The 23693-nt window shown below is 50.9% G+C and carries 22 protein-coding genes and 1 other annotated feature (1 of these 23 cut by a window edge); of the genes, 15 read left to right on the top strand and 7 right to left on the bottom strand.

Annotated features, from left to right (window positions below; genetic code table 11):
* Positions 1-229 precede the first annotated feature (229 nt).
* The 3 genes from FGB90_RS00890 (at position 230) to FGB90_RS00900 (ending at position 3716) form a co-directional block, all read left to right on the top strand.
* Positions 230-1159: a ribonuclease H family protein gene (locus tag FGB90_RS00890; protein ID WP_138808691.1), complete on the top strand. Its 930-nt coding sequence runs from the start codon at positions 230-232 to the stop codon at positions 1157-1159.
* A gap of 71 nt (positions 1160-1230) precedes the next feature.
* Positions 1231-2973, top strand: a complete 1743-nt coding sequence (locus FGB90_RS00895; RefSeq protein ID WP_138808692.1) for a sensor histidine kinase — start codon at positions 1231-1233, stop codon at positions 2971-2973.
* Complete coding sequence (locus tag FGB90_RS00900; protein WP_138808693.1) at positions 2970-3716, top strand: LytR/AlgR family response regulator transcription factor; 747 nt, start codon at positions 2970-2972, stop codon at positions 3714-3716. Before FGB90_RS00895 ends, FGB90_RS00900 begins: the two co-directional genes overlap by 4 nt.
* Positions 3717-4140: 424 nt before the next feature.
* On the opposite strand, the gene FGB90_RS00905 is transcribed toward FGB90_RS00900, so the two are convergent.
* A complete protein-coding gene (locus tag FGB90_RS00905) occupies positions 4141-4917 on the bottom strand; it encodes a class I SAM-dependent methyltransferase (protein ID WP_138808694.1) in 777 nt (258 codons plus the stop codon).
* A gap of 264 nt (positions 4918-5181) precedes the next feature.
* Between FGB90_RS00905 and FGB90_RS00910 the strand changes: the two genes are divergently transcribed.
* Positions 5182-6624: a carbon starvation CstA family protein gene (locus FGB90_RS00910; RefSeq protein WP_138808695.1), complete on the top strand. Its 1443-nt coding sequence runs from the start codon at positions 5182-5184 to the stop codon at positions 6622-6624.
* Between the two features lie 265 nt (positions 6625-6889).
* On the opposite strand, the gene FGB90_RS00915 is transcribed toward FGB90_RS00910, so the two are convergent.
* From FGB90_RS00915 to FGB90_RS00925, 3 genes are all read right to left on the bottom strand, one after another.
* Positions 6890-7918, bottom strand: coding sequence for a hypothetical protein (locus FGB90_RS00915; RefSeq protein ID WP_138808696.1), 1029 nt, complete (start codon positions 7916-7918; stop codon positions 6890-6892).
* 137 nt (positions 7919-8055) lie between these two features.
* Positions 8056-8763: an MmcB family DNA repair protein gene (locus FGB90_RS00920; RefSeq protein ID WP_138808697.1), complete on the bottom strand. Its 708-nt coding sequence runs from the start codon at positions 8761-8763 to the stop codon at positions 8056-8058.
* Positions 8744-9631: an aminoglycoside 6-adenylyltransferase gene (locus FGB90_RS00925; RefSeq protein ID WP_171051650.1), complete on the bottom strand. Its 888-nt coding sequence runs from the start codon at positions 9629-9631 to the stop codon at positions 8744-8746. The genes FGB90_RS00920 and FGB90_RS00925 overlap by 20 nt, the downstream gene beginning before the upstream one ends.
* 197 nt (positions 9632-9828) lie before the next feature.
* Here FGB90_RS00925 and FGB90_RS00930 point away from each other — a divergent pair, with 197 nt between their 5' ends.
* The 8 genes from FGB90_RS00930 to FGB90_RS00965 all read left to right on the top strand — a co-directional run bounded on the left by FGB90_RS00930 (position 9829) and on the right by FGB90_RS00965 (position 18008).
* A complete protein-coding gene (locus FGB90_RS00930; protein WP_138808699.1) occupies positions 9829-10833 on the top strand; it encodes an ABC transporter ATP-binding protein in 1005 nt (334 codons plus the stop codon).
* Positions 10814-11602: an ABC transporter permease gene (locus FGB90_RS00935; protein ID WP_138808700.1), complete on the top strand. Its 789-nt coding sequence runs from the start codon at positions 10814-10816 to the stop codon at positions 11600-11602. The genes FGB90_RS00930 and FGB90_RS00935 overlap by 20 nt, the downstream gene beginning before the upstream one ends.
* Positions 11603-11780: 178 nt before the next feature.
* Complete coding sequence (locus tag FGB90_RS00940; protein ID WP_138808701.1) at positions 11781-12791, top strand: cell wall-active antibiotics response protein; 1011 nt, start codon at positions 11781-11783, stop codon at positions 12789-12791.
* The gene (locus FGB90_RS00945) at positions 12784-13998 is read left to right on the top strand and encodes a sensor histidine kinase (protein ID WP_138808702.1); all 1215 of its coding nucleotides are present in this window, start codon (positions 12784-12786) and stop codon (positions 13996-13998) included. The genes FGB90_RS00940 and FGB90_RS00945 overlap by 8 nt, the downstream gene beginning before the upstream one ends.
* Before the next feature lie 47 nt (positions 13999-14045).
* On the top strand, positions 14046-14666 hold the full coding sequence (locus FGB90_RS00950) for a response regulator (RefSeq protein WP_138808703.1): 621 nt from the start codon (positions 14046-14048) through the stop codon (positions 14664-14666).
* A gap of 468 nt (positions 14667-15134) precedes the next feature.
* Entirely contained in the window at positions 15135-15962 is an 828-nt protein-coding gene (locus FGB90_RS00955) for a DUF2268 domain-containing putative Zn-dependent protease (RefSeq protein ID WP_138808704.1), read from the top strand.
* A gap of 93 nt (positions 15963-16055) precedes the next feature.
* Complete coding sequence (locus FGB90_RS00960) at positions 16056-16340, top strand: hypothetical protein (RefSeq protein ID WP_138808705.1); 285 nt, start codon at positions 16056-16058, stop codon at positions 16338-16340.
* 1032 nt (positions 16341-17372) lie between these two features.
* Positions 17373-18008 (top strand): LysE family transporter, encoded by a 636-nt coding sequence (locus FGB90_RS00965; protein ID WP_138808706.1) that lies wholly within the window; start codon positions 17373-17375, stop codon positions 18006-18008.
* On the opposite strand, the gene FGB90_RS00970 is transcribed toward FGB90_RS00965, so the two are convergent.
* Positions 17989-19353: an amino acid permease gene (locus FGB90_RS00970; protein WP_138808707.1), complete on the bottom strand. Its 1365-nt coding sequence runs from the start codon at positions 19351-19353 to the stop codon at positions 17989-17991. The genes FGB90_RS00965 and FGB90_RS00970 overlap by 20 nt on opposite strands.
* A gap of 92 nt (positions 19354-19445) precedes the next feature.
* Here FGB90_RS00970 and FGB90_RS00975 point away from each other — a divergent pair, with 92 nt between their 5' ends.
* The 3 genes from FGB90_RS00975 (at position 19446) to FGB90_RS00985 (ending at position 21676) form a co-directional block, all read left to right on the top strand.
* Positions 19446-19682: a YuzI family membrane protein gene (locus FGB90_RS00975; protein ID WP_246055996.1), complete on the top strand. Its 237-nt coding sequence runs from the start codon at positions 19446-19448 to the stop codon at positions 19680-19682.
* 73 nt (positions 19683-19755) lie between these two features.
* Positions 19756-20502 carry a YjbA family protein gene (locus tag FGB90_RS00980; RefSeq protein ID WP_138808708.1) on the top strand — a complete coding sequence of 249 codons (747 nt, stop codon included), beginning with the start codon at positions 19756-19758 and terminating at the stop codon, positions 20500-20502.
* A gap of 178 nt (positions 20503-20680) precedes the next feature.
* Complete coding sequence (locus tag FGB90_RS00985; RefSeq protein ID WP_138808709.1) at positions 20681-21676, top strand: aldo/keto reductase; 996 nt, start codon at positions 20681-20683, stop codon at positions 21674-21676.
* A gap of 401 nt (positions 21677-22077) precedes the next feature.
* Here the strand turns inward: FGB90_RS00985 and FGB90_RS00990 are convergent, their stop codons facing one another.
* Both FGB90_RS00990 and trpS read right to left on the bottom strand, forming a co-directional pair.
* On the bottom strand, positions 22078-22278 hold the full coding sequence (locus FGB90_RS00990; RefSeq protein ID WP_138808710.1) for a hypothetical protein: 201 nt from the start codon (positions 22276-22278) through the stop codon (positions 22078-22080).
* 144 nt (positions 22279-22422) lie between these two features.
* Positions 22423-23412: a tryptophan--tRNA ligase gene (gene trpS / locus FGB90_RS00995; protein WP_138808711.1), complete on the bottom strand. Its 990-nt coding sequence runs from the start codon at positions 23410-23412 to the stop codon at positions 22423-22425.
* Between the two features lie 84 nt (positions 23413-23496).
* Positions 23497-23693: a binding site (T-box leader), on the bottom strand; it runs 75 nt beyond the window's last position.

A 23693-nucleotide genomic window follows, 5' to 3' on the forward strand; every position in this document is an offset into this window, starting at 1 on the left:
CAGTTAGAATTAATCTAAAACCAGTTAGAAATAATCCATAACCAGTCAAATTAAATTAAACGCTACGCAATGCGGCAGAAAACCCATCCAAAACCCCATCGTCCAAATAGAAAACAGACAACCCGCCCCTGCCCGGTTCGCACCAGGCAGGGGTTTTTCTGCATGACAGCGGCCTCTCCGTCATAGATATGACATACAGACAGGCACTGATATAGAGGAGGAGAGACCGGTGGCGTTTTATGTGAGTGACGGCAGCTCCACGGAAAAGAAGATTGGCGCAGGCATTGTCCGGTCGGAAGGTATATCAAAATCCTATTACGCTTTTACAGCCACTACGAAGTCCCATCAATCGGTCGGGGCCGAGTGTTTTGCCATTCATAAAGCAGCTGAACTGATGAAGCATTACCAGGATCGTAAGGTAACTCTCGTAACCGATTTTCAGCATATGATCGATCTTTACGAAGGGATCAGAATTCCCGTAAGGCCTGTCCCCCCTTGGGTGATCAGGGCACTGAACGATTTAAAGCAGCTGAGGGCAGGCGGGGTGGATCTTCGTCTGAAGCACCGGAGTGAGCTGCCTCCGATTATGGACTACGCTGCCTCTCACAGACTGAGCAGGGCGTACAAGTGGAGTGATCCCCCTGAGATTGAAAAGAGTGAAGCAGGTGGGGTGCCGGAACCTGTGGCCTTTATCGAAGCAGTCTGCCCCCATGCCCGGCCACGGGAACGGACATTTAATGAAAACAGGCGGATTCTGCAGAACTGGCGGCTCCCTTCAGCCTCCCCTTTCTGTAATACTGACATGATAGAGGATGCAGAAAGGTTTATTTTTCAGCAGACGGCAGGCAGCAGGTGGGTCGTGCTCGACGAAAACAAACAGCCGTGTTTTTTCGGCCGCACTCTTGTGGACGTACTGCAGGCGGTATTTTTTACCCTTGAGCCGACAGGGGAGCCGGTACGGATCAACGAACACGCTGTTCACCTCTTAAGGAGGATGCCGCCTGAGGAACAGAATGAAGCCTACTATACCGTCGTATCCAGAATGGCAGCCTTTCCTCTCATTGTTTTTGCCGATCTTCCACTCATAAGCCCGCTTCACGGGATAAAGGAAATCTGCGAGGTGGCCACGTTCGGTCCGAGCCGGCCGATGCTCGGATGAGCTGCCATTTTGCCTCGCAGTAAAAAAAGAGTATACTCTCTGTTAGAACATTCGCAGAGAGGAAGAGGACGATGTGGGAACTGATGCTGGCCATGCTGGAGCGGCTCGGAATCATCGTGGCTGCAGCGTTTATAATGACCCGGTTCAGGTTTGTCCGTCACCTGATCGAACGGCGGGATATCAGTTCCCGGCACAAGCTGAACGTCATGGTGATGTTCGGTCTGTTCGGAATTCTCGGTACCTACTCGGGGCTTGCGGTCAACGCTGAGGAAGCGACATACATACGCTGGGCATTTGAGCTCGGCGAAGGAGAAGCCATTGCCAATTCAAGGGTGATTGGGGTCGTTGTGGCCGGCTTGCTTGGAGGCTGGGCTGTAGGACTTGGAGCAGGGATGATTGCCGGAGTACACAGAATTTTCCTCGGCGGCTTTACAGGACTAGCCTGCGGGCTTGCCACCATTCTGGCCGGTGTGATTGCCGGCTGGTTCTACAAAAAGAAGCGTCTCGTTAATCTCAGGACGGCTTTTTTTGCCGGAGCGATTGCCGAAACGGTGCAGATGGCGATCATTCTCGCCATGGCGCGCCCGTTTGACCGGGCCCTCCAGCTGGTGGAAAGTATCGGTATTCCCATGATCGTGGCCAACGGAATTGGCGCTGCGATCTTTATTCTGATTGTAAGAAATGTCCGTGATGAGCGGGAGCGCTCAGGAGCGATCCAGGCACAGAAAGCACTCAGACTGGCAGATTACACCCTCCAGTATATGAGGCAGGGACTGAACGCTCAGTCGGCGAGAGCGACCTGTGATATCCTCCTCAACGAAACACGGGTTGACGCCGTAGCCATAACCGACCGGGAAAACGTGATGGCGTTCGCAGGGGCAGGGAAGAGGTTCCACGACACGAACGAACAGATCAAAACCGGGGCCACCCGTAAAGTGCTTGCCGATGGAAAACCGCTCATCGCAGACCGGAAAGATGTTTACTGCGGTCACCGTGACTGCCCGCTGCAGACGGCCATCATTGCCCCGTTAAAAATGAAGGACAGGACGATTGGTACGCTTAAATTCTACTTCACCCAGGAAGACGCAGTGACACCGACGACGGTCGAGCTCAGCCACGGACTGTCGGTCATGCTCAGTCACCAGCTTGAGCTCTCCGAAGTGGACAGGCATTCAGAACTTGCCCGGGAGGCGGAAATAAAGGCGCTCCAGGCACAGGTGAGGCCGCACTTTTTATTCAATACGATCAATACGATCGTCTCGCTCATCCGGACCGATCCGGATAAAGCCCGTAAAGTTCTCGTCTCCCTTAGCCGCTACTTCCGCCAGAATCTGTCCGGTGCCAATGTCACTGAAACCTCCCTCGGAGATGAAATCCGCCACGTACGGGCGTACCTGGATATAGAGGAGGCCCGGTTCTCCGACAGGCTCGCTGTCCGCTTTGATCTTGAAGAGGATGTGCTCTTTGCCAAAGTCCCGCCAATGACCCTTCAGCCCCTGGTGGAAAACGCGGTCAAGCACGGGATTAAAAACCTGGAGGACGGCGGGGAAATCGTCATTGAGGTAAAAAAAGAAGGCGACAGGGCCGCGGTTTCGGTCACAGATAACGGAGCCGGGATGCCGGAAGAGCGGATCCGGGAAGTGGGAAAAAGCAGGGTCACATCGGAAACGGGGACAGGACTCGGTCTTGCAAACGTGAACCGTCGACTCATTATGTACGCAGGGGACGATGCGGCAATGGACATTCAAAGCAGCCCTGGAAAAGGCACCAGGATGACGTTTTCAATACAGCTGGAAGGAGGAGAAAGGAAATGAGTACAGAAACGATCCGTACGATTATAGTGGACGATGAACCAAACAGCAGGGACGAACTCCGGTTTCTTCTCGGCTCCTTCTCCGGAGTACACGTAATCGAGGAGGCAGGTTCGGCGGAAAAAGCGCTTGAACTCATCGTCCGTCACGAACCTGATCTCGTTTTTCTTGATATCGAAATGCCGGGGATGTCGGGAATGGATCTGGCAGCGTCCCTTAAAAAACTGAAGCAGATTCCTCTCATCGTTTTTGCCACCGCCTACCCCGATTACGCAGCCAAAGCATTCCGGGTCCAGGCACTGGATTATCTCCTCAAGCCCTTCGATGAAGAAGATCTGGCCGAAACGATGAATCTTGTAAAAGCCCGTCTCAGGGAGAAAAATGAAAACTCGGAAACCCGCATATCTCAGGGGAGGACAGGGAGACTGCCGGTGGATGATCACGGGCGCATCGTCTACGTTGTGCCGGAGGATATCTCCTATTTTTACAGGGAGGAGCGGGAGACGGTGATCTGCACCCCTGCCCGGGAATACCGCTCGAAGATGCCGATGAAGGACCTGGAGGATAAATTAAAGCCGTACCGGTTCTTCCGGACTCATAAAAGCTATATGGTGAACCTGGATCACGTGGCGGAACTTATTCCGTGGATGAACGGAGCGTATCAGGTGAAGGTGGAGGGGCGCAGCGAGGAAATTCCCGTAAGCCGGAACTACGTTAAAGCGCTCCGTGAGCAGCTGGAACTGTGAAGCAGAGGCGCCATCTAGGCGCTTTGTCCGAAACCTTCTGCAGTTTCAAAGTCAGGGCCATCTGCAACACGGCTTGATTCCTATTGCAATTCTTCAAACAGAGGATATTAACTTAACTATCAGCAGGTAGTCTTTTTGTGTAATATTCGTTGATTGTTCAAAAATCACGAGACGCCTGCGGGAAAAGCAAGAGCTGCGAGCGTATACATCCTGTGAATACTTCGAGCTGCTTCGACGCAGACAGCTACGAAGAGCGACCTGCAGAGGAAGAAGCAGAAGTTCCCCTCCCGGCAAGCTGAAGCCTTGCCCGCGGCAAGCGAGTGTATTTTTGAACAATCAACCATTAGATTAGACTGGTGAATACAATAAAAGGCTCTCACCGATGGTGAGGGCCTTTCTCTTTAACTGGGTATTGTGGCCTTTATCAGCCCATTTTCAGTGCCCGTGTGGCTATGAATGAGCGGCTGTAGCGGTCCAGGGGACGGGAACCCCCGAAGTCGTCCTCAAAAAAACCGGCGATGAGAAGGCCGGCATCCGCCTGGCCCTGAAGCTGGTCTTCAAGGGTATGGGAAAACTGCACCGGCTCACCTGATTCAATGGCTGCCTGTTTTTCCTCATAGCTGAGCCCGTCGAGCGTGGAACCCGGAATCGGGTTGGAAACAACGAGGCGTCCCTTGGCTTCTTCATTGGGATCAAACATAAACACGATCGGATTGGTGAAACCGGTAATCATCGTTCCACCCTGCTTAAGTACCCTGGCGGCCCCTTTCCAGACAGGCCGGATATCCTTAATAAACAGGTTGGAAACCGGATTAACAACAATATCAAAGCTTTCATCTTCGAACCGGGAAAGATCCGTCATCGTTCCCTGTACGGTTTTTAATGACAGATTTTCACGTTCTGCAACAGAACGGTCCTGGCCGAGCTGTTTTTCCGATACGTCAAGCACCGTGACGTCTGCTCCAGCCGCTGCCAGAACCGGACCCTGCTGGCCGCCGCCGGAAGCGAGGCAGAGGACACGCTGGTCTTTCAAAGACTCCGGGAACCAGTCGCGGGGCACCGGTTTGTCGGTTGTCACGGTAATTTCCCAGTCATCGTTCCGGGCACGTTCAATCGTGGCACTGTCCACACAGCGGGTGTACTTCACTCCCTGATCGACTTTTTTGTCCCATGCACGCCGGTTGTACTCTATGTAATCCATTCGGCACACTCCTTTTGGGTTGTGATCCTTTACAAATTATTATGAAACATTCCCGCCTGATAAACAACTTTTTATAGAAATCAAACCCCATGTAAACGCTTGATTGTGCAAATCAACCCAAAATCTTTGCAACTGAAACATCAGGAACGACATCTTGAGCACCCGATTCGACATGATGTCACAAATTCGACAAATTTTCGGTTCCCCATGCTAAAATGAAAGCGTATTCAAAACAGGAACGAAACAGAAACGGGGTGCTGCACGATGATTACATTTCTTCTTGCAATTGTTCTTCTTATCGCTGCTTACTTTACCTACGGAAAACTGATTGAAAAAATATTCGGTGTGAAGGAACAACGGGAAACGCCGGCTTACAGTATGAAAGACGGTGTCGATTATATACCCATGGGAACGAACCGGAACTCACTGATTCAGCTTCTGAACATTGCCGGTGTAGGTCCGATCTTCGGACCGATCATGGGTGCGCTTTACGGTCCGGTGGCGTTTATCTGGATCGTTGTCGGCTGTATTTTTGCAGGTGCCGTACACGACTATCTGACAGGCATGATATCGATCCGCAACAGAGGGGCCCATCTCCCTCAGCTGGCCGGAAAATTTCTTGGCCGTCCAATGAGACATATCGTTAACTTTGTGGCAGTTCTTCTTCTGCTTCTTGTTGGAACCGTTTTCGTCACAGCTCCTGCGGGACTGATCTTTGACCTGATCGGCGGCTGGATGGGACTAAGTGTCATTATCGGAATCATTTTTGTTTACTATATTTTTGCCACGCTTCTGCCGGTGGATAAAATTATCGGGCGGATTTATCCGATCCTCGGCGCCCTGCTGTTAATCAGTGCTGTCGGAATCGGGGTAATGCTGATCACAACCGGAGCACCGATTCCGGAACTGACGTTGCAGAACATGCATCCCGGGGGAGAGGCCATCTTCCCGATCCTTATGATTACCATTGCCTGTGGTGCGATCTCGGGTTTCCATGCCACGCAGTCGCCAATTATTTCACGTACCACACAGAATGAACGTAACGGACGGAAAATTTTCTATGGAATGATGATTGTGGAAGGGATTATTGCCATGATCTGGGCTGCAGCTGCCATGAGCCTGTTCTACGGAACGGATCTCGCGGCTCTTATCGACAGCGGCGGTGCCGGTCTCGTCGTAAGTGAAGTGGCATTTACTCTTCTTGGAGCTGTAGGAGGTACCCTTGCTGTACTTGGTGTTATCGTTCTCCCGATTACTTCCGGGGATACAGCATTCCGTTCAGCACGAATGATCATTGCGGATTATATTAAACTTCCTCAGATCAAGATTGCGAGCCGTCTCTGGGTGGCGCTTCCACTGTTTGTAGTTTCCTTTATCCTGACAAACATGGACTTCACCATCCTGTGGCGTTACTTCGGGGTAACGAATGCCGCCATCAGTGCCATTGCCCTGTTCGTAGGGGCCATGTACCTCGGCATTCAGTATAAAAATCACTGGGTGGCCACGGTGCCTGCCATCTTTATGACCATGGTGGCCATCACCTTTATTGCGAGCGCTCCAATCGGATTTGGCCTTCCAATGACGGTATCCTACGTCATTGCCGGTCTTGGTACAGCGGCTCTTACCGGCCTGTTTGCCTGGAAGATGCGCCTTAACAGAGGAGAGAAGGAATTCAGTCTAGATGAGGATGCTTCAAAAGCGGCTTAATCAGCAGACTGTTTCCGGGCAGTTAATATAGAAAGGCTCAGGTATAGTCTGTTATTGAGTTTCGCTCACTGCGCTCCCTTTCCGCGGGCACCACTGCAGCCTCCTCGGGAAAACCGCCCTCCGGGGTCTTCCGTCGGTGCTTTTCCCGCAGGAGTGTCGCACGTTCGCTCCAATCAATTTTCGAAACCACCATTAAGCTTTAATAGAGTCAATAGAAAAAAAGAGAGAGTGTCGCCGTCTTCCTGGTGACACTCTCTTTCTCTTTTTATGTTGTCGGGGTTACGTCCTTTTTTACAGGCTCGCTTGCAACGGCACCCGCAGGGGCTCCCTTACTTTTGTTAAACAGCTCCTTGAACTTCGATGACACGCCGAGGAGCTTCTGCTGGAGATCGATGCTCGGTTCCGTTTCCCGGACACTGAGCTGATACGTTCTTACCATAGCGATCATGGCCAGGGGGTCAACGACTGCGCGCTTGAACATAGACGTGAAAATATAGGCCCCGATAATGGCAAAATACCCGATCACCGCGCCGGCACCGGCACTTGAGGCAACAGCCGAGCCGATTGCCATCAGCGGGAAGACGGCAATGAGAAACACAGCGAAATTCAGGACGTAAATACCGGCCACGATGCCGGCTGCAGTCAGGCCGATCTTTTTCCAGCTCTGTGCGTACAGAACAACCCCGTCACAGGCGGATTTCCAGACACTGTCACGCTCAAGAGCGTCCACCTGGCGTTCATCCATTTCACTTTTCCGGTACATTACATAGCTGAGCACAGCCTCATCAATGTACCTCAGGCTCACTTCCATCACTTTGGACAGAATTCTGATTACTTTCTGGGCTCCTGGAACAAAACTGAAGAAATTTCCCACCCTGAACAGCCAGCGCTGAATCTGACGCACTGCACCGTACACAATTTTGTCAAGAACGAAAGCCACGTTCGCCGAACCGAAATGGTTTTTTACCTGGTCCTTTCCGTACTCGATCTGATTTTTCCCCTCAGGCACCTTCCCGGTCCGCAAAAGCTCTGTCACAACCGCCACGTGGCCGACTTTTACCATGTACAGAAAATAGCGCTCAATGAATCGTAAAATACCGAGTACACCAAAAAACGTACCAATCATCATCAGAATGAAGAAACCGGAAGCGAATTCAAACCAGCGGAACAAAAGAATGCCAAACCCGATCATCAGCCCGAGAAACGTCAGCGACACAAGTCCGAACACGGCGTAGACCAAAAGTCTGAAAACGAAAAACGGCAGCGTCCTCATCGCCAGGTTTACGATAGACATGGACGTTCATCCTCCCAGAAAATAATATCCGCGGCAGCCGGCAGTCATCCATGCAGTACTTCGGCGTCTTCTTCTGATATCCTTCTAAAGACTTAGTACAATTCTATATACTTAGAAAGTTATTATGCCAGTAGACCCTAATCTTCCTTTTTTCCGTCCTGCTCATAGAACGCCTGCATCTGTCTGAAAAACGCCTCATTGTAGGAGGAGACTACGTGCACCCGTGCTTTTTTAAGGGGAATCAGTTCCCTGCATCCTCTCGCACTGCACGGAACCGTTTCCTGGTCGTTTCCGGTGAGATATTTCTTTCTTTTTTTACAGAACGGGCAAGTGGCACTAACAAGGTGAACCGAGGCATTCCGGGCAAAGGCACCCGCTGTAGTATCCCTGGTTTCCCTTGACAGCTCTTTAAACAGAACGGCATTTGTCGCTGCCTGGGCTGTGCGCTTCATGACGGTTTCAAGGCGGAGAATCGGCCCGGGATTCTTCCGTGGATTTTTACGCACAGTGATATTGTCATAATCGTCGACTTCAAGAAGGCCGTATCCTTCAGGGATTTCACCCGGCTCGATAAGGCCTGCGGGAGTCATGAGATAGGCATAGTCCGCAATCGCATGGTACCCGTAGGGAGCCCGGAGTACCTCATCACGGAGAAAATCACTCCGGGAAACTTTTACCTCGATAATCCGGGTTTCTTTCCGCTTAATATTGATCCCAACGGCGTCAGCCTTCAGTTTTTTCCTTCTTGCATACAGTTTCACTTCACTGGCGCATAGGTCGGTCACCTTCTTTTTGAGCCAGTAGAGGGCCTGTTTTTTGACGTGTTCATGAAGGGCGCTCTCCATTCACAGTCACCTCTTCCTGTTCCTTTTTCTGGCTGTTCAATTCACGGCGGACACTCTCAGCTTCAGGTGCTGCCGGATAACCAAGCTCACGCCCGACAGATCCGGCAACGTCACGGAAAAGATCCGCCATCGTTAAAAGAGCTGACCAGATGTGATCTGGTTCAGCATCAGGATAGGTACGGAGCACTCTTTCGTAAAGCTCCTCTTCAATAAAGTGCGGCAGCCATTTGTCAAACGAGCCCGTGTTGGCGGTCCAGTCTGTCCTGAGTCCGGCGTACCAGCGGAGCATACGCATAAAGGCAGTCCTCACCGGCCCCTCCAGCGTCCCCTTCGCGTACAACGTTTCCCCGCGGCCAAGCCCTTTTGCTGTATAAAGGGAAACCCACCAGAACTCATTTTCCACATCTGCGAACTCTTTTGCAGACGGTTTTTTTACCCGGTAATCCGCGTCCGAGGGGGGAGGGAGCTCCCCGATCAGCCCGTCCTTATCGAGAAGCACCGCCGAAAGGGAGTCCGTCTCACCGGGTGCCGGCACCGCATCCGCAGTGGCGAGGGTCAGGTCAATTCTGTTTCCGTCCGCAAACTGCATGAGATAGGGAAAGCGGCCGTTCCGGTCGGGAGGGGGCAGCACCTTGTCCTCGGGCATCTGCATGATGAGCCGCTCACCGAACACGTCCACCCAGGAATGGTCCGCAGTAAAAGACGGCAGGCCGGTTACATAGTAAATCACATCGTAGTCGGCAAAACGGTCCGGCACCACTTTCGGATTTACCCTTGATCCGTTCATAACGACCGCCCGGATCCGGTCGTCTTTCCGTGCCACGGATAAAATCAGATCGATCATCGTTTCATATGTACGCTTTTTCATCCGGCTCCTCCTTGATTGCTTTTTGTTCAGTATAGCAGAGGAGGAGCAGAGGCGGACATCAAAATCAGACCTCAGACGGAGACGCAAACCGTCCCCCGCCCGTGTGCACCGGATTCCCGCCGCAGTAAGATAGAAACAGATCAGCAGGAGCGAACGTGAATCAGACATCATCCACCAAAACGCAGGAGGCGCTAACCATGACAGGACCACTCTTTCATATCGAGAACGTAACGAAAACCTACAAAAAAGGAAAAGTAACCGCCAACAAAGCGATCAGCTTCACGATCCGCCAGGGGGAAATTCTCGGGCTGCTCGGACCGAACGGAGCGGGCAAGTCCACCCTCGTCAAACAGCTCGTCGCTCACCTCAAACCGACGGAAGGGGAGGTGCACTACAAAGGCACAAACGTCCTGAAACAGATGAAAACCGTTGCACGCGAAGTGGCCTACTACGCCCAGGAGCCCCACGCCCTCACCAGCCTCACCGTAAAAGAGGCGATCTATTTTTCCGGACGGCTCCGGGGGATGAAGAAAAATCCGGCTAAAGAGGAAACCGCCGCACTCATAGAGGAACTGGAGCTTACTGAAGTGGCAGGGAAAATGCTCAAAAACATTTCCGGCGGCCAGAAGCGCCTCACCGGTATCGGCACCACCCTGATCGGTAAAGCCGGTGTATATATCTTCGACGAACCGACCAACGAACTGGACCCGAAAAAACGCCGCCTCGTCTGGGATCTTATCCGGAAACGCAACCGGGAAGGGGCCACCGTCATTCTTGTCACACACAACATACTCGAAGCCGAGCAGGTCGTTGACCGGGTCGCCGTCGTCAACCACGGCCAGCTTCTTGCCATTAACAGCGTCGCAGAGCTGAAAGCCGAGGTGGATCAGCGCCTCAAATGTGAGATCACGACTGCCCCGGGGCACGAAACGTACGCACCTGATTTTGAGGCTTCACTCGACCAGCACGGCACCGTTTCCCGTCTGTCCGACCAGCGCCTCCGTGTCCTGATTTCAAAGGAGGAAGCCCCGGCACTTCTGGAGGAACTGAACACAGCCTGGAGCACCACCGTTCAGACTTACTCCCTCATGCCGCCGAGCCTCGAGGATGTGTATTTCCATATCGACCGCGATGAAAACGAAGAAACCGCAACCCCAACAGAAACGAAAGGAGAGAACCAGTATGCAGCAGCCGGCTCTTAATGAACGCTACGAACACAATGTCCTCCGTCAGCTTCTGGCGGAAATCTGGATCCTGTTCCGCATCCAGTTCTGCATTATCCGCGACCAGTGGGCCTTCATCTTCATCCTGGCGTCGATTATTCCGTTTTCCATACTCATGTTTCTGCACTTTTTCACCATCAACCCAACCGAGGAAATGATCGTCCGCATCATCACCGGAAACATGCTCTTCGCTCTCGTCATCATGGGCATTAACGTCATGGCCCAGGAAATCAGTTTCCAGAAGCACCAGGGACATTTCACCTTTTACGCGTCACTGCCTATAGAAAAGGTGAACTTCATCCTGGCCAACATGTTCAGAGGCCTCATCGTAAGCCTCCCGTCGTTTACGATCATGGCCATCGCCGGTCAGGCCGTCTACGGAATCAGTTTCAGCTTCAGCATCTGGCTCATCCCGCTCATCACACTCACCATCCTGAGCGTAGTAGCCGTCGGCGTGTTCCTGGGCTTCTGGTCACCCAACATCCAGCTCACCAACCTCGTCGTCCAGGCACTCATGATGATCATCAGCTTCATGACACCCGTACTCGTGGACTTTTCCCAGCTCCCGCTCGTCCTCCAGTGGTTCTCGTACATCGTACCGACCACCTATGCAGCCGAAGGTCTGAGAGAACTCCTCATGTCCGGAATGAGCACAAATGTCCTGCAGAACATGGGCATGCTCCTCATCTTCACCATCGTCAGCTACACCCTCATCCTCAAAAAAATCCATTGGCGGGGTGACTCATAAACGCTACAATGGAAAAAGAAAGAAGTTCGTCTTTCCGAACCGGGTGTCATGCAGCCGGCCGCCTTCAAAATCATAAAAACGGCGGGCCGGCCCCGGTCTTCGGCCCGATACAGAAAACCGGATTTTTCAGCCGGACAACTGACCGTACTCGTACTTCAACAGGAAAGGAGTCAGCACCATGAACAAATTTATCGGACTCATCATACTTGCCATTGGCGTCCTTTATCTGCTTAACAACACCGGCATCATCGACGCCAGCTTTGGGCAGATGATTTCCACATACTGGCCGCTCATTATTGTAGCCATCGGCGTAAAAATGTTATTTGAAGGCCTGTGGGAAACGTACCGTTTTGCCAGGCGGGACAAGTGGCGCTTCGGCCGGCTCTTCTGGGGAGCCGCAGTGACATCAGCCGGAATCGTCCTTCTCGGAAACCGTGCAGGATGGTTTTATTACACCCTTGCCGATCTCTGGAGCTGGACATGGCCGCTCCTCATCATCTTTGCAGGCTTCCAGATGCTGAGAAACCGCAGCACCGTCGTCGTCTTTGACCGTGATAAGGAAGATGAGGCCTCCACCAGCAGGGAAAACAGCGGAGACTATGATGATGAGAGTGAACCGTTTGACAGAGATGCCCTGAACAGGGATATCGAAGATGTAAAACAGAGGGCAAAAGAAGAAACGAAGCGTGCGAAGGATCAGGTGGAAAAACACCTGGGTAAACATATGGGACAGCATATGGATAAGCACGTAAATAAGCACGTGAATAAATATGCTTCCGCTCATTACGAAAAGAAAAACCGGGGAAACACAGAGGGACACCGGGGAAGTGACGTGGAGCGAGTGAGCCAGTTTGTCGGGGAAGTCTCCCTCGGCCGCCGGCCATGGAAGCTGCACAATACCGATATTAAAACGACGATCGGAGCGGTGGAGGTTGATCTTACGACTGCTGTCCTGAAAGACGGAGTAAATTACCTGGACATTGACGTGTTTATAGGGGCGGTGGAAGTAACCGTTCCGAAAGACATGGCCATTAAAGTCCACGCCCGTGCCAACGTTGGTGAAGCCAGCCTGTTCGGCGACAGCGGTTCAGGCACCTATACGAGTGTCAATTTTGATGATGCCGTGCAGAAAGTGGTCCTGAACGTCAAGACGAATATCGGGGCAGTGGAGGTTATGGCTGTTGACTGATCATTCACGAAGACATGATGAAACTTCTGTTACCGAAAACGAAACTGCTGCAGCATCAGAACCATCACAGCCGGACAAGCAGCCTGTGCCGGAATCCGGAAAAAAGCTTCACGGGGTTATCTGGGACGGGCTAAGACTTCAGCTGAAAGCAGCAGGGGCATGGATCCTTGCTGCCTGGGTTGTGATCTGGCTTTATGCCACTTTTTACACCGGACCCGCAGATGGAAACACTTTCCCTGCACGGGTCTACCGCTTTGCTTCGGATGTTGAACTCGTACTGATTGTTCTATTCAGTGCAGCTCTTCTGTATTTATTAATCAGCTTTATCTTTTCTTTTTCCTATACGAGCGGGCTGAAGCGGGCGGTGACACACCTCGTTTTCCAGCTCAAGCAGGTTCAGCGGGGATCCCTCGACAAACGGATTCAGCTGACAAGAGACGATGAACTGACACGTCTGGCAGGGGAAATCAATGACATGACAGACGGTTATGAGCGCCAGATCCGTTCCATGCACCGGGTTCTCAATGAAAATGCACGGCTGATTGACGAAAAAGAGAAAGCAGCCGGCCTTGAGGAACGCAGGAAGCTGGCAAGGGATCTGCACGATGCCGTGAGCCAGCAGCTGTTTGCCGTCAGTATGAGCCTCGGGGCCATTCCGAGGGTACTGGATACCGATCCTGAGCGGGCGAAGAAACTTATTAATCAGGTGGAAACGATCACCCACGCAGCCCAGCAGGAGCTGAGGGCACTCATCATGCATCTCCGCCCGATCACACTGGAAGGCAAGGGACTCGGTGAAGCTCTCAATGCCCTTTTTTCGGAACTCAGCCAGAAAAATCCCCAGCTCACATTCGAATGGGAGGCAGACCTTCCGGATATCGATCCGGGAATTGAGGATCAGCTGTTCCGCGTCATTCAGGAAGCGCTCTCAAACGCACTTCGCCATTCCGGGGCCGACACGATCCGTTTCTCGGCAAAAAAAGATGATGACCGTCTGGTGGTCACCCTTTCCGATAACGGTGCCGGCTTTGATATGGAAGCGAAGAAGGAAGACCCTTCAGTTTCATACGGACTTACGACAATGAAAGAAAGAACCGAGGAAATGGGCGGCTATTTTTCGGTCCTGAGCTATCCGGGCAAAGGCACAACCATCAGGATCCGCGTCCCACTGGCAAAAGAAATGAACGGCAGCCGGGAAGACGAGTAGCCGCTCTTAAACTCTTTTCCACCATATATATAAAGGAGGCATAACCGATGGAAAAAATACGAGTCCTGATCGTTGATGACCACGAAATGGTCCGTATGGGCCTGAGCACATATCTCATGACCGAACCTGACATGGATGTAGTGGGGGAAGGCAAAAGCGGACGTGAAGCCGTGGCAAAGGCAAAGGCACTGAATCCCGACGTCATTCTCATGGACCTGCTGATGGACGACATGAACGGCGTGGAAGCCACGAAAGCACTCAGCGGCCACCCTGCAAAAATAATCGTTCTCACCAGCTACCTGGACGATGAAATGCTGTTTCCTGTCATGGATGCCGGGGCCTTCAGCTACATACTCAAGACCTCGAGTGCAGCTGAAATTGCTGCCTGCATCCGAAAAGCCGGCAAAGGCGAGCCGACTTTTGAAGGACAGGTCACGCAGAAAATGTTCCAGCAGATGCGCAATAAGCCGAAACACGATGAGCTGACCAGAAGGGAAAAAGAAGTGCTCTCACTCATAGGTAAAGGGAAATCCAATAAGGAAATCAGTGAGGAACTTTTTATCGGAATTAAAACAGTGAAAACCCACGTAAGCCATATTCTCACCAAGCTTGAACTGGAAGACCGTACCCAGGCAGCCATCTATGCAAATAAACACTCTCTCGTCTAGACCACCAGAAGCCGGCGTATCGCCCGGCTTTTTTATTGTTAGGGAAATTGCAAGATTCGGATTGTGATAATGAAAGGTCTTTTAGTTAAATGAGGTTAAGAGTGACGCCTTCTGAAGTTCTATCAAAAAGCTGTTTTCGGAAAGATTGTTGTTTTATTCCGCTGCAGGCGGACGCTTTCCGCGGGCAGGGCCTCAGCAAGGTGAAGGTTTCCTGCTTCTTCCTCTGCCGGTTAAGCTCCGAAGCCGTCTGCGTCGAAGCAACTCGAAGATAACTCACGGAGTAACCGCCCGTCGCTGGAGTCGCCGCCTTTCGCTGCATAATTAATTTGGTAAATAACAGGAAAGCGAACGGACGGCGTGGAGCATTATATTAAAGAGCCCGTCAGTACTTTTGTTCCTTCCACTCTATGCCGGTAACATGAAAACTCCTCTGCCGCTCATATGTATAAAGGTGGAGGTGACTGATCTGTGGGAATCATTTTAAATGATATAATTCCTGAAGATAGCGGCAAGCCTGGTACGGACGCACCTGAATTTCTGCTGAGGAATCAGGCAGAGACGGTGTGCGAGCCGATGCTCGATCATTTTAAAAACCGCCCCTACCTGATCGGGTGGCACCAGTACCTTCTCGGCCAGGGGCTGCGCCGCCCTGACGGGGACTGGCAGGGGTTTTACCGGAAGATGACGAAAAGCGGAGCAGCAGATGAGCTTAGTAATCACTTTGCCCGGTTTAAAAAGTACTGGAAAGGTCCTGACATCCCAGTATATTTACTGCCCATTGATATGGAAAACGAGGAGCTCCTCAAAAGGCTGAACCGTAAGAATGGTGTGACATTTCCGGAATGCATTGTGCTTTTTGTGGACGAAACCCTTCCTCTTCCGGCGATGAAGGCCCTGCTCACACACGAGTACAATCACGCGTGCAGGCTGATGGCCCAGAACAACGACGAAGCTTCTGTTACCCTGCTTGAATCGATGGTCATGGAAGGTCTCGCAGAAGCGGCAGTCAAAAAAGCCCTGGGAGAAAAAGAGCTCGCTCCGTGGACGGGTCTGCATTCAAAGGAAAAGTGCATGGAATGGTGGGATAACGTACTTCGAAGAGAAAGGCGGATTAAAAACCGGCGGCACCACGACCACTTTATGTACGGTGGTGACGGACTGCCTCCGATGATCGGATACGCTGCAGGCTACCACCTGGTCGGGGACTATATTAAACACACACCTGAACATACAGGCAGGGCACGGCTGAAAGTACCGGCTGAGAAAATCCTGCAGGAATCCGGATGGCCCCATTAGAGCGGGGCCTTCTTTTTTTCAATCCTCCGGCATAGAAGGGCGGTATGTGCACCGGTCTTTCCGGGTACACTCACCTTAAGGAGGAATGGCACCGTGCAGATTTATTTTTCACCGGAATTCTTCAGAGAAGACGCCCAGGTACTTAATATTGTGACTCAGAATAACGACCCCGCCGGTTATCTGACCTTTCTGACCAAGGATCAGAAAATGTATGTGTTTGGGGTGCTTGAGAACGAAGGAGTAACCGAGGACTTTAAGGACCTTGTAAAGCCTTATGTTCAGGGGCTTCTTAAGATTGATCCCGAAATGGAAGTTTATACATACCTGACCGCTGGTGGCAAAAAAGTAGAAATTGAAGTGTCAGGCAAAAAAGGATGACCCGCAGCGGTCATCTTTTTTTTGAGCTGTTTTCGGATAGATTGTTGTTTTATTGCGCTGCAGGCGGATGCTTTCCGCAGGCATTTCAGCAGATTGGGAGCGTCTAAAGGAGCTGAAAAACGAGCCCTCTGCATTTGTGGTAATTAAGGGAGCGTTTAAAGGAGCTGTAAAACGAGCCCTCTGCCTTTGAGGTAATTAAAGAGCGTCTAAAGGAGCTGAAAAATGGCCCCCCTTCGTTTGAGGTGGTTAAGGGGCGTTTAAAGTAGCTGAAAAACGAGCCCTCTGCATTTGAGGTAATTAAAGAGCGGATAAAGTAGCTGAAAAACGAGCCCTCCGCATTTGAGGTAATTAAAGAGCGGATAAAGTAGCTGAAAAACGAGCCCTTTGCATTTGAGGTAGTTAAGAGAGCGTTTAAAGGAGCTGTAAAACGAGCCCTCCGCATTTGAGGTAATTAAAAAGCGGATAAAGCAGCTGAAAACGAGTCCCCTTCATTTGAGGTAATTAAAGAGCGGATAAAAGTAGCTGAAAAACGAGCCCTCTGCATTTGAGGTAAATAAGGGAGCCGTTTAAAGAGCTTAAAAACAAGCCCTCTGCGTTTGAAGTGGTTAAGAGAGCGTTTGAAGGAGCGGTAAAACGAGCCCTCTGCATTTGAGGTAATTAAGGGAGCGTTTAAAGGAGCTGTAAAACGAGCCCTCTGCGTTTGAGGTAATTAATGGAGCGTCTAAAGGAGCTGAAAAATGGCCCCCCTTCGTTTGAGGTAGTTAAGGGGGCGTCTAAAGGAGCTGAAAAACGAGCCCCCTGCATTTGAGGTAATTAAGAGAGCGTTTAAAGGAGCTGAAAAACGAGCCCTCCGCATTTGAGGTAATTAAAAAGCGGATAAAGCAGCTGAAAAACCGCACCTCCGGCATTTGATGATACAAAGGGCCGCCCCAAAAAAGAATCCAACTTCGAAACATACTCTTTTATGGTGATAAACACCTACTCGTCCCAATATACTGTACAAGCAGAGATCGTACAGGGGAGGCGGGGAAGTTGGGTGTGCTTTTAACATATGTGCTTTTGGGGCTCTCACTGGCAGCACCGATCGGGCCGGTGAATGCAGCGCAGCTTGACCGGGGCATCAAGAACGGCTTTATTCACTCATGGCTTGTCGGCCTTGGTGCAACAGCAGCGGACGGCATTTACATGCTTCTTGTATTTCTTGGAGTTGTTCACCTGCTTGGGCTCCCTTTTGTTCAGGTGTTTCTCTGGCTTTTCGGTGCATTTGTACTGCTGTACACGGGCATAGAAGCGATTCTCGGTGCAAGGGATATCCGTACCGAATCCCTGAACAGAGCGGGACCCACGCAGACTTATATTAAATCATTTACTTCCGGTTTTCTCATGTCCCTTTTCAATCCACTGACAATTCTGTTCTGGCTCGGGATTTTCGGGTCTGTACTTGCAAAAACAGTGACCAATTACGGGACATCTGAAGTTATTCTGTACGTGGCAGCCATTTTCTTCGGCATCGCCATCTGGGACGTTACGATGGCTTTTTTCTCCAGTACGATGAAAAATATGCTGACAAGCCGTGTTCTCTACGCGATATCCGTCCTGTCCGCTCTTTCCCTGCTCGGTTTTGGTGCGTACTTTGCCTGGCAGGCATTCAGCGTTTTATTTTCGTAAACAGGCTCGGCATATCCGGATCCTTCGGTTTATTCCAGTGTTTACGCATCATAAGGGTCACTATAGCCACCAGGCCTACGAAAGCGAGGGAGATAAAAAATCCCGGCCGGCTGATCGGGGAAAAGAGAGTTCCGGTTACGACCAGTGCCACCAGAATGAACCCGAGAACGCGTTTGGCCTGCTCGCCTCCGGTCAGCTCCAGCAGCCTGCCCCAGGAAGCGAGAATGAAAATCCAGTTGTATAAAAGCATAATCCCGGCAGCAGTGGTGAAGTATTCATAAATCTTCCCCGGCATAAGGACGGAGAAGATGACACTGACCACAAGCCAGGCTGCCATAAAACTGATGGCAGGGAGAGCGGTTTTGTTATGAATTTTTTTTCCCAGGAATGCCGGAGCGTCACCGTCCTGTGCGAGCACGGTGAGAATTCTCACTACAGCAAACATACTGGCGACCATAGTGGAAAAACCTGCAATAATAAACACGCCGTTGAACACGTGGGTCACATAGGGAATCTGATAGCGGTTGAGCGCAGTGACAAAAGGGCTTTCATCGGTTACAAAATTGGCTATCGGCACCATAACGATGGCAAGACCGATTGAAATTGCGTAAATGGTGCCTAAAACAAGAAGCATCACTTTACCCGCTTTCGGCGCCTCATCCATTTTCTTCAGCCGCATGGCCAGTAGTCCGATAATTTCAATTCCGCCGAATCCGTAGAAACCGAAAATCAGAGCCGGCAGCAGTCCTCTGAACCCGTTTGGAAAAAAGGAATCAACACTCTGAGGCACTGTTACAGGGCCGGGAGTCACGCCGAGGAGGCCCATGATGGCAATACCTGCAAGAACAATAAACATGAGAATAGCGGCTACCTTCATAACCGCAAGCACATTTTCAACTCGGTCAAACCCGGAGGAGCCCATCAGGATGACGACAATACCGAGAGCTGCGTAAACTGCCGCAAAAACCCATAAAGGAATGCCCGGCGCCCAGAAGCGGGTAAAAATCGCAAGTGCGGTAAGCTGGCTTCCCATAATAAGAATTTCGGATGCCCAGTATACCCAGCCGCTTGAAAAGCCGGCCCAGTGGCCGTAGGCTTTTCTAGCATACGTCCTGAAAGAGCCGGACTGGGGATCTGCGATGGTCATCTTGGCAAGCGATTCGTACACAAAATAAGTACCTATAGCCGCCAGAATGTAGGCAAAAATAACCGAAGGCCCGGCCATCTGAATGGCAATTCCCGAACCGAGGAAAAAACCTGTGCCGATCGTGGCAGCAACGCCGAGAAGGGAGAGCTGCCACCATTCAATTTTCTTTTCTTCGTCCTTGCTTGCATGTGTTGCCATATACCGCCCCTCGCTTTCTGTATTTTCTAGTGTGCGGCGGCAACGGCCAATTATGTAAGTTAAAGATAAACGAACGAAGGTGGTGCTCCGGGATGATGAGAATTTTCGCACTGTTGACCGGTTACGGTTTTGCTGTTGCAGGAGGCGTAACATTCATCGCCTATTTAAACCTGTTTACAGTGGGATTTTCCTTTATCAAGTATCTCGGCTTTATGGCATCAAGGCCGGAATTTTACCTGTTTTTCCTGGGGATGGGGCTGATTTTCGGCGCACTGTACTTTCCTGACCAGGACGGGGACGAAAAGGACGGGGAAAATAAAAATCTCTGAACCGTGGAATAAACTGGATAGCCCCTGACCATACTGAGGGATACAAAAGTCACGTAGTAAGGGGGTTCTTGTCATGCTCCACTTGCGGGATGTATGGGTGAACTGGTTTGAAGGTGAAGAAAACGGCTACAATGTCTGTGAGTTTTTTGAATGGCGGAAAGAAGACCGGATCGAGCTTCTCGATCAGGCGGTCATCATTAAGCTGTCCGAGCATCTTTTTGACTACATAGAGAATTCACTTCAGGAATTGCCGGAGGAACTTCTGGCGGATGTTCATCAGCAGAGTTACGTGAGGAAAAACAGTCAGCGTCTGGAGCTCGATTACTGTTTTGTGGCAACGGACGGTGACCGCTGCATCGTAGTTGACACAATGGGGTACAACACCCCGGTAAGGAAAAGCCGGATGGTGCCCCGTCAGGAAGGACAGGTTCTGGAACTCGTAAAAGATGAACCGATGCGCGATTATTTTACCGGGTACTATGATCTGCAGAAAGAGTATCATATCCTGTCACCGGATCCATCATTTATGCACGGGCTGGTACGCCGTGAGCGGCAGGTCAAGCAGATCCTGTTTATGGCGCTTGATCAGCTGTATGCAGAAGCCACTCTTGCCGAACTGCGCTACTGGTATACTGAATGGGCACCGCAGAAGTATGCTTTCATTCAGGAATGCACATTTGACCAGGCGTGGGACGGGCTGTTTGAGGATATTAAAGACGGCTGGTCGAAAAAACACGACGATTTCTGCCAGGCAATGATTAAAGGACAGCCGTTCTTTGAAAAGCTCTGGGATCTTCAGCAGGGTGAAAGTGTCAAGTAGGCTTATGTAATCCAATCCGGATGATACTGTGAGAAAAAGAATGTAAAAAACGGTCATGACTGTCCAGCGTCATGGCCTTTTTTTATTTCCACATGCATTAATACTGAATGAGTTTAATCCACCTGTCTGAAGGAAATAAGGGACTCTGTAACGATCATTCAGACAGGAGGCAGGAATCATGAGTATTTTAAAAACATTCCTTGACCGCAGACTCGGATTTGGCACAGCTCCTCTTGGCAATCTGTTTCGGGACATCCCCGAGGAGGAAGCCCAGGAGACTATAGAATCCGTCTGGAACGAAGGGATCCGCTATTTTGATACGGCCCCGTTTTACGGTGCAGGGCTTGCAGAGTCCAGACTGGGCGAGTTTCTCAAGAACAAACCACGTGATGAGTATCTGCTCAGTACCAAAGTGGGACGGATCATTTCAGATGAAACCGAACAGAAGGAAGGGCTGTTTGAACACGGGCGGCAGAACAAAATCGAGGAAAGTTACACTGGGGATGCAGTTAAGCGTTCCATTGAACAGAGCCTTAACCGCCTGCAGACTGACCGCCTGGACATTGTATACGTTCACGATATATCCCCGGATTTCCACGGTGACCAGTGGATCTCCCTGTTTGATGAAGCGAGAAAAGGCGCTTTTCGCGTCCTGAATCAGATGAAACAGGAGGGAGTCATCAGTGAATGGGGGCTTGGGGTAAACATGCCCCAGCCGATCGAACTTGCCCTGCAGCTGGAGGAAACCGTTCCGACACTGTCCCTGCAGGCAACTCACTATACGCTTATGAATCACCAGCGGTCCCTCGACCTGCTTATGCCGCTCGCTGAAAAACGGAACAGCGGCATCGTCGTCGGAGCTCCCTATAATTCGGGAGCACTGCTCGGAGGAAATCACTATGATTATGCAGAAGCTGACCAGGACGTAAAGGATCATGTACGCACCCTGCAGAGGGTGGCTGATAACCACAGCGTAAGCCTTAAAGCAGCAGCCCTGCAGTTTTCTTCGGCTCATCCTGCTGTTGAAGCCGTTATTCCGGGCTCTACAAGACCGGACCGGATCAAAGAGGATACAGACGCACTGAACGAAACCATCCCTCAGGAATTCTGGCAGGAGCTTCAGGAAGAAAATCTCGTTTCAAAAGAAGCTCCCCTTCCCGGAGACAATAATTAATTCAGGTAAAAAAAGTCTGGGACCATCGGCAAAACGAAGGCTTTAAACAAAGGATACCTCTGATTCTGTTATGTTGTGGTGATTTAACATTATCAGAAGGTATCCTTTTTGGTTACATACGTTGATTGTTCAAAAATCACGAGACGCCTGCGGGAAAAGCAAGAACTGCGAGCGTTTACATCCTGTGCAGGCTTCGAGCTGCTTCGACGTAGACAGCTTCGAAGATGAACATGCAGAGGAAGAAGCAGAAGTGCTGCTCCCGGTTAGCTGAAGCCTTGCCCGCGGCAAGCGAGTGTATTTTTGAACAATCAACCGTTATAATACTGCCTACAGCAAAAGGCCCTCACCGATTGTGAGGGCCCTCCTGTTCAGCTGAGTTTTTTTACTGTTCAATCGTTAAATTACTGCACCGCAGAATGACGGGACGACTGCCCCGGCTTCCTGCTCATGAATGCCATCAGCCCTGCAAGGAAGAACAGCACGAAAAAAGGAAAGTGTACGGCAGCAGAAAATGAATTTCCCACCAGCACGAGATCGAGCAGGACGATGACTGAAGTTGCAAGAACCGGCATGAGTAAAAGGAGCCAGACTGGATGGTTCAAAGCAAAAACCTCCATTCAGGGTAGTGTCTCCTTTATAACATTTCCCTGTCTGAAAAGTAACCCGATTCCGACTATTGGAAAATACTGCATATACAAAACAAGGCTGGACCAAGGTGTTTATACCATGTTCCAGCCTCGCTCATTTTAACGGCGTTTTCGTTCGAGTCCCATAGCACGCTCTGCTTTTACAAGCGTTTTATAGGCACGGCGGTTCGCTTTTTCCGCGCCTTCGTCCAGAATACGGTCAAGCTCCTCGCTGTTAACCAGTTCGTGGTAACGGTCCTGAATCGGTTTGAGGGAAGCGGCAACCACCTCAGCCAGATCAGTCTTGAACTCACCGTAGCCTTTTCCTTCATATTTCGCTTCAATTGCTTCTATTGTCTCGCCTGAAAATATTGAGTAAATACTCAGGAGGTTTGCTACACCCGGTTTATTTTCCTTATCGTAGCGGACAGTTCCTTCAGAGTCCGTCACCGCACTCTTGATTTTTTTCATGATGGTCTTTTCATCATCGAGCATGGAAATAAAGCTCTTCTGGTTTTCGGCAGATTTGCTCATTTTTTTCTCGGGCTCGGTGAGGCTCATGATCCGGGCGCCCACTTTTGGGATCCGCACTTCCGGAACAGTGAAGATATCGTTGAACTTGCTGTTAAAACGCTCGGCAAGGTTTCGTGTCAGTTCGAGATGCTGCTTCTGGTCTTCGCCCACGGGTACGATGTCGGTTTTATAAAGCAGAATATCTGCTGCCATAAGCGGCGGGTAGGTGAGAAGTCCCGCACTTACTCCTTCTTTGCCGGCGGATTTGTCCTTGAACTGTGTCATGCGCTCGAGCTCACCGATATAGCTCGTGCACTGGAGCATCCATGCCAGCTGGGCGTGGGCCGGAACTTCCGACTGGATGAACAGAGTGGATTTCTCCGGGTCGATCCCTACTGCAAGATAGAGGGCCGCAAGTGAACGTGTCTGCTGCTTGAGTGCAGTTTTATCCTGTGGAACCGTGATGGCGTGCTGATTGACGATACAGAAAAAACAGTCATGGTCCTCCTGAAGCTCAACGAAGTGCTTCATTGCACCGAGATAGTTACCGATGGTGAGGGTACCGCTTGGCTGAATGCCGGAAAAGATGGTTTTCATGTCGTTTTTCGTCCTTTCAAATTGGAATTATCTGATATACAAATGAGGAAAAGAGCATACAAAAAAGCCCACCATCCCTGAAAACTCAGGGACGATGGACCGCGGTGCCACCCTGTTTACGCTCCAGCAGCACAATTGTACTGCCGAAACATCACTCGAATCGCTCTCCTCCGAGCCGGAAAGCAGCAGAGGAAAGGGGTTCACTGTAACGGGTGAAATCCGTCAGAGCCTACTGGACAGGCGTTCGGTCTGAATGCTCGAAAGGCCATTCAACTCCCGTA

The sequence above is a fragment of the Alteribacter natronophilus genome (assembly GCF_006007885.1).
Lineage (GTDB): Bacteria > Bacillota > Bacilli > Bacillales > Salisediminibacteriaceae > Alteribacter > Alteribacter natronophilus.